Raw genomic sequence first — 5,823 nt, 5'->3', positions numbered from 1 at the left:
GTGCTGCTCCAGACCGGCTCCTTCCGGCAATTCCAGCAGGCCGACGAGATGAAGGCGCGGCTGGCATTGATGGGCCTGACGGCGAACATCCGCGAAGTCCGCATCGACGGCCAGACGTTCCACCGGGTCTTCGTCGGCCCCTTCGACAGCGACGCCCAGGTCGCCCGCGCGCTCGAGCGTCTGCGCAGCGAAAACATCGAGGCTCTGCGCCTGCCCGCCTCCTGATGGGCGGCACGGACCCGCTCGCCCCGGCCCGCGAGATCGAGGCCCGGCTCGCGGAAGTGCTGCGCGCCGACGAGCCTTCCATCCGGGAACTGCTGCAACGCGCAACGCGGCGCCTCGGGCGCGGTCAGCCTGCGGACGTCCTGCTCGCCCAGGCGCGCCAGCGCTGCGACGCCTCCATCCGGCGCGCGGAGGCCCTGTGCAGGACGCTTCCCGAAACCCGCTATGCCGGCGACCTCCCGATCCACGCCGAGCGCGACCGGATCGTCACCGCGATCCGGGACCACCCCGTGCTCGTCCTCTGTGGCGAAACCGGCTCCGGCAAGACCACCCAGCTGCCGAAACTCTGCCTCGACGCGGGCCGCGGCCGTCGCGGCCTGATCGGGCACACCCAGCCCCGGCGCATCGCCGCCCGTTCGGTAGCCGGGCGCATCGCCGAGGAACTCGGATCGGAGATCGGCGCGGCCGTCGGGTACAAGGTCCGTTTCGGAGACCACACCGGCGGCGACACCCACATCAAGCTGATGACCGACGGCATCCTGCTCGCCGAACTGCGCCAGGACCGGGACCTGCTGGCCTACGACACCCTGATCATCGACGAGGCCCACGAGCGCAGCCTGAACATCGACTTCCTGCTCGGTTACCTGAAACAGCTGCTGCCGCGCCGGCCCGACCTGCGCATCGTCATCACCTCCGCAACCCTCGACCCGGAACGGCTGGCTCGCTTCTTCAACGATGCCCCGATCATCGAGGTCCCGGGACGTGCCTGGCCGGTGGAGGTGCGCTACCGGCCGCTGGCGGAGCCGGAGACGGCGGCAGCCCCGAACCCGGCGAAGCGCGGCTCCCCGGCGTCTGGTGGTTCCGATCGCGCTTCGACACCGCCGGTACCCGCGGAACCCGCCGGCGGTGCAGCCCCGGAACGCGACCTCTTCGACGGCATCAGTCTTGCGGTCGCCGAATGCTGCCGCGCGGGCGCCGGGGACATCCTCGTCTTCCTCCCCGGCGAGCGCGAGATTCGCGATGCTGCGAAACGCCTGCGCCGGGAACAGCCGGAGCACACCGAGATCCTGCCGCTGTACGCGCGGCTCTCGGCGGCCGAACAGAGCCGCGTGTTCCGACCACATCCCGGACGACGCATCGTGCTCGCCACCAACGTCGCCGAGACCGCGCTGACGGTCCCGGGGATCCGCTTCGTGATCGACACCGGTCTGGCACGGCTGTCCCGCTACTCCTGGCGCTCGCGGGTACAGCGCCTGAGCCTGGAACCGATCGCCCAGGCCTCCTGCAACCAGCGCGCGGGACGCTGCGGGCGCCTCGGCCCGGGCATCTGCATCCGCCTGTTCAGCGAGGAAGACTTCCAGCTGCGCCCGGAGCACACGGACCCCGAGATCCTGCGCTCGAACCTGGCCGCGGTGATCCTGCAGATGGCCGCGCTGGGTCTCGGCGACCCGCGCCACTTCCCCTTCGTAGACCCGCCCGACCCGCGCCTGATCCGCGACGGTTACCGCCTACTGGAGGAACTGCACGCGGTGGACGCCAGGGGCCGGATTACGGCCCAAGGCCGGCAGCTCGCGCAGCTTCCGGTCGATCCCCGCTTTGCGGCGATGATCGTCGCCGGCGGCGAACGCGGCGTGCTCACCGAGGCGATGACCGTCGCCGCCTTCCTGGCGCTGCAGGATCCGCGCGAGCGCCCGGCTGAACACGCCCAGGCCGCCGACCAGGCGCAGCGGGCGTTCCGCGTCGAGGGCTCCGACTTCCTCGGCATGCTGAAGCTCTGGGACGACTGGCACCGGACCCGCGAGGAACTGGGAAGCAGCGCGCTGAAACGCTGGTGCCGGGACCACTTCCTGTCGTTCATGCGCATGCGCGAGTGGCAGGAGCTGCGCGCGCAGCTCGCGACGCTGGCGCGCGGCCAGGGCCTGCACCGCAACGAGCTCCCCGCCGACCCGGAGACCCTGCACAAGGCGCTGCTGGCCGGGCTGGTGAGCCACGTCGGCAGGAAGACCGAGCGCGGCGACTACCTCGGCACGCGCAACCGGCGCTTCCAGATCCATCCCGGCTCCGGCCAGGCCAGGCGTCGTCCCGAATGGATCATGAGTGCCGAGATCGCCGAGACCACGCGGGTCTATGCGCGCGAGGTGGCCGCGATCAAGCCGGAGTGGATCCTCGAGGTCGCGCCGCATCTGCTGAAGCACGACATCCACGAACCGCACTTCCAGGCCCGCGACGGCCGCGTCGGCGCCTGGGACCGGATCACGCTGTACGGGCTCGTCGTTGCGCCCCGGGCGCCGGTGAACTTCGCCCGGCACGACCCGCAGGAGGCAAGACGGCTGTTCATCCAGCACGGGCTGGTCGAGGGCCGGCTGCGCTCGCGCTCCCGGGGACTGGCCGCCAACCTCGCGACGGTGGCCGAGATCGCCGAACTCGAGGCGCGCGGCCGCCGCCGCGACCTGCTCGCCGAGGAGGACCGGCTGCGCGCCTTTTACGACGAACGCCTGCCCGAACACGTAGTCGACGGCCCCGGCTTCGAGGCCTGGTGCCGCAAGGCCGAGAAGGCCGACCCGGATATCCTGCGCATTGACCGCGCCGCGCTGCTGCAGGAACCCGAGGCCGCGCTGCCGGAGGGCGCCTACCCTGACGCGCTGGCGGTGCAGGGCATCCGCCTGCCGCTGTCCTACCGCTTCGAGCCGGGGCAGGAGGACGACGGCGTCACCGTGACCGTGCCCATCGCCGCACTGAACGGCCTGCCCGACTGGCTCGGCGACTGGCTGGTGCCGGGCCTGCTCGAGGAACGCATCGTCGGCCTGCTGCGCAGTTTGCCCAAGGGACTGCGCCGTCACTTCGTGCCCGCGCCGGACTTTGCCCACGCGGCGCTGGCACGCATGCCCGAGCGCGAAGGGCCACTGCTGCAGGCGCTGACGAATGCCCTGGAGACGATCACCGGAACGCGTGTCCCCCCGGAGGCCTGGCGGCCGGAAAGCCTCGAACCGCACCTGATCATGCGCTTTCGGGTATTGGATCCGGACGGTACCGAAATCGTGACGGGACGCGACCTGCGGAGGCTGAAGGAGCGCCTCGAGGCCAGCGCCGGGGCACACTTCGACCAGACACGCCCGGACGACATCGCGCGCGACGGCATCACCCGCTGGGATTTCGGAAGCCTGCCGGAGTTCGTCGAATTCGATCACCAGGGCGCGCAGCTGCGGGCCTATCCCGCCCTGGTCGATGCCGGGGACAGCGTGTCCCTGCGGCTGGAGCCGGATGCCGACAGTGCCCGGCGGCTGCAGCGTGCGGGACTGCGGCGACTGTTCCTGCTCGGGGCGCACCGTATCGTGCGCGACCTGCGCCGGCAGTTGCCGGACATCGAGCACGCCTGCCTGCACTATGCGGCGCTGGGGACCTGCGAAGCCCTGCGCGACCAGATCCTTGCCGCGGCCGCGGAGCAGGTCTTCCTGCACGAGACGCCCTGGCCCCGCGACGCCGACGCGTTCGCGGTCCGGCTCGAGGCCGGCCGGCCTCTGCTGACCCCGACCGCGATGGAACTGGCGCAACTGGCTGCCCGCATCCTGGCCGGCTGGCACCACCTTCGCCGGCAGCTGGACGGCGACCTGCCGCTGTCGTGGATCGAGGCGGCGCGCGACATCCGCGACCAGCTGGCGCACCTGGTGCCAGAGGATTTCCTGCTCCGCACACCGCCCGAGATCCTGCCCCAACTGCCCCGCTACCTGCAGGCGATCACCCGGCGCCTGCAGCGACTCGAACAGACCCCGGACAAGGACCGGCGCCTGCGCGTCGACATCGAACCCATGTGGGACGAGGCGAAGCGCCTGCTCGCCGCCCACCCGGAGGACCCCGAAGTGCTGCGTTTTCGCTACCGCGTGGAGGAGTTGCGCGTATCGGTCTTCGCGCAGGAGCTCGGTACCCGCGACAAGGTGTCGATCCAGCGCCTTTCCCGCGACCTCGACGAGCTGCGCAGATCCCGGCCGCTGTAACCCATGGAGCCACAGCACCAACACCGCCTCAGGGTCCATCTGGGTTAGATTAGGACCAGCGACGAAACAGCGGGACCCGTCGGGTTAGATTAGGACCAGCGACGAAACCGTTCTGTAGGTCGGGTTAGCGTAGCGTAACCCGACGTGCCCGGGTGGCGGGGACGACGCCGCCTTGCGGCCTTGGGTGGGTGCGGGACCCGTCGGGTTACGCCCTTTGGGCTAACCCGACCTACCGCTCGCGGCTTTTCATCGTCAGGGGTGGCGCGTACCGAGGGTATGAGCGTCAGATTAGGACCACCGACAAAACGAGGTACCCCAAAAATGCACGTGATCGTCATCGGCGCCGGCGTGACCGGAACCACCACCGCCTGGTACCTGCGCGCGGCGGGTGTGGACGTCACCCTCGTCGACGCCGCCGACCTGCCCGCGCGCGGTGCCAGCGCCGCCAACGGGGGAATGCTGCACGCCAGCCACACCGAGCCATGGAATGCGCCGGGCGTCGGCTGGGATCTGTTGCGATACCTGGGCCGAGTCGATTCGCCGCTGCTGCTGCGACCCCGCGCGCTGCCGGGCATCCTGCCCTGGGGCATCGAGTTCCTTTGGAACAGCCGGCGCGCGCGCTTCGAGCGCAATACCCTGTTGAACGCGCAGCTCGCCGAATACTCATTGCGCCAGCTGCGGACCCTGCAGCAGGAACTGAAGCTGGATTTCGGCTTCGTGGAATCGGGCATCCTGAAGATCTTTCAGGACCCGAAAAGCCTCGCCCGGAACCATGCCGCAAGTGCCGCGATGGCCGCGGTCGGGGTCCGCTTCGAGGAATGGGACAATGCGCGGGTTGCCGCCGAGGAACCCGTACTGGAACCGATCGCCCACCGCCTCTGCGGGGCGCTGTTCTTCCCCGACGACGCCATCGGCAATGCCGCCGCATTCACCCGGGAGCTGGCCACCGCGGCGCAGCGCGCGGGCGTGCGCTGGCGCCCGAACACCCGGGTCACCGGCTGGCGCCTGTTCCAGGGACGGATCAACGGCGTGGAGACCTCCGCCGGGCCGATGGCAGCGGATGCGGTGGTGCTCGCCAGCGGCTTCGCGGCACCGGCGCTGGTCCGGCGCCTCGGGCTGCGCCTGCCGGTAGCGCCGGTCAAGGGCTATTCCCTGACCCTGACGCTGCCCGCGGAATGGCAGCCGCGGCTGCCGATCATCGACGACGCCAACAAGGTGGTGCTGACCCCGCTGGACGGTCAGTTGCGGCTGGCTGGCACCGCGGAATTCACCGGCGCCGACCTGCGTCTGAACGCCTCCCGTGCCGCCAACGTGCTCGCCCAGTGCCGGCGGACCCTGCCGCGGCTTCCCGAATATCTCGAACTGGAGACGATGGAGCCCTGGACCGGCCTGCGGCCGATGAGCGCCCGCGGCACCCCGATCCTCGGTCCCACCCGGATTCCGGGCCTGTACCTGAACACCGGTGCCGGCCACCTCGGCTGGACCCTGGCCTGCGGCTCCGCCAGCCTCGTCCGCGACAGCATCATCGGCGCCGATCCCGCCCTGCCCATCGAACCCTTCCAACGCTGACTGTCACGCCCCCGCGCCACCCCTGACGATGAAAAGCCGC

Annotated in this window: 3 protein-coding genes; all 3 read left to right on the top strand. The window is 70.6% G+C overall.

The annotated features are described in order from the left end of the window. A partial coding sequence (locus EA346_RS04505) for an SPOR domain-containing protein (RefSeq protein WP_296756139.1) occupies positions 1–225 on the top strand: 225 nt, incomplete at its 5' end. Continuing rightward, on the top strand, positions 225–4,214 hold the full coding sequence (gene hrpA / locus EA346_RS04500; RefSeq protein WP_296756137.1) for an ATP-dependent RNA helicase HrpA: 3,990 nt from the start codon (positions 225–227) through the stop codon (positions 4,212–4,214). The genes EA346_RS04505 and hrpA, both read left to right, overlap by 1 nt. A 276-nt stretch (positions 4,215–4,490) precedes the next feature. After that, the gene (locus EA346_RS04495; protein ID WP_296756136.1) at positions 4,491–5,783 is read left to right on the top strand and encodes an FAD-dependent oxidoreductase; all 1,293 of its coding nucleotides are present in this window, start codon (positions 4,491–4,493) and stop codon (positions 5,781–5,783) included. Positions 5,784–5,823 lie beyond the last annotated feature (40 nt).

Origin of the sequence: Thioalkalivibrio sp. (genome assembly GCF_007692535.1) — a bacterium.
In the GTDB taxonomy this organism is placed as follows: domain Bacteria; phylum Pseudomonadota; class Gammaproteobacteria; order Ectothiorhodospirales; family Ectothiorhodospiraceae; genus Thioalkalivibrio.
The sequence above is the reverse complement of the archived record's forward strand: the minus strand, read 5'-3'. Positions and strand labels throughout refer to the sequence as shown.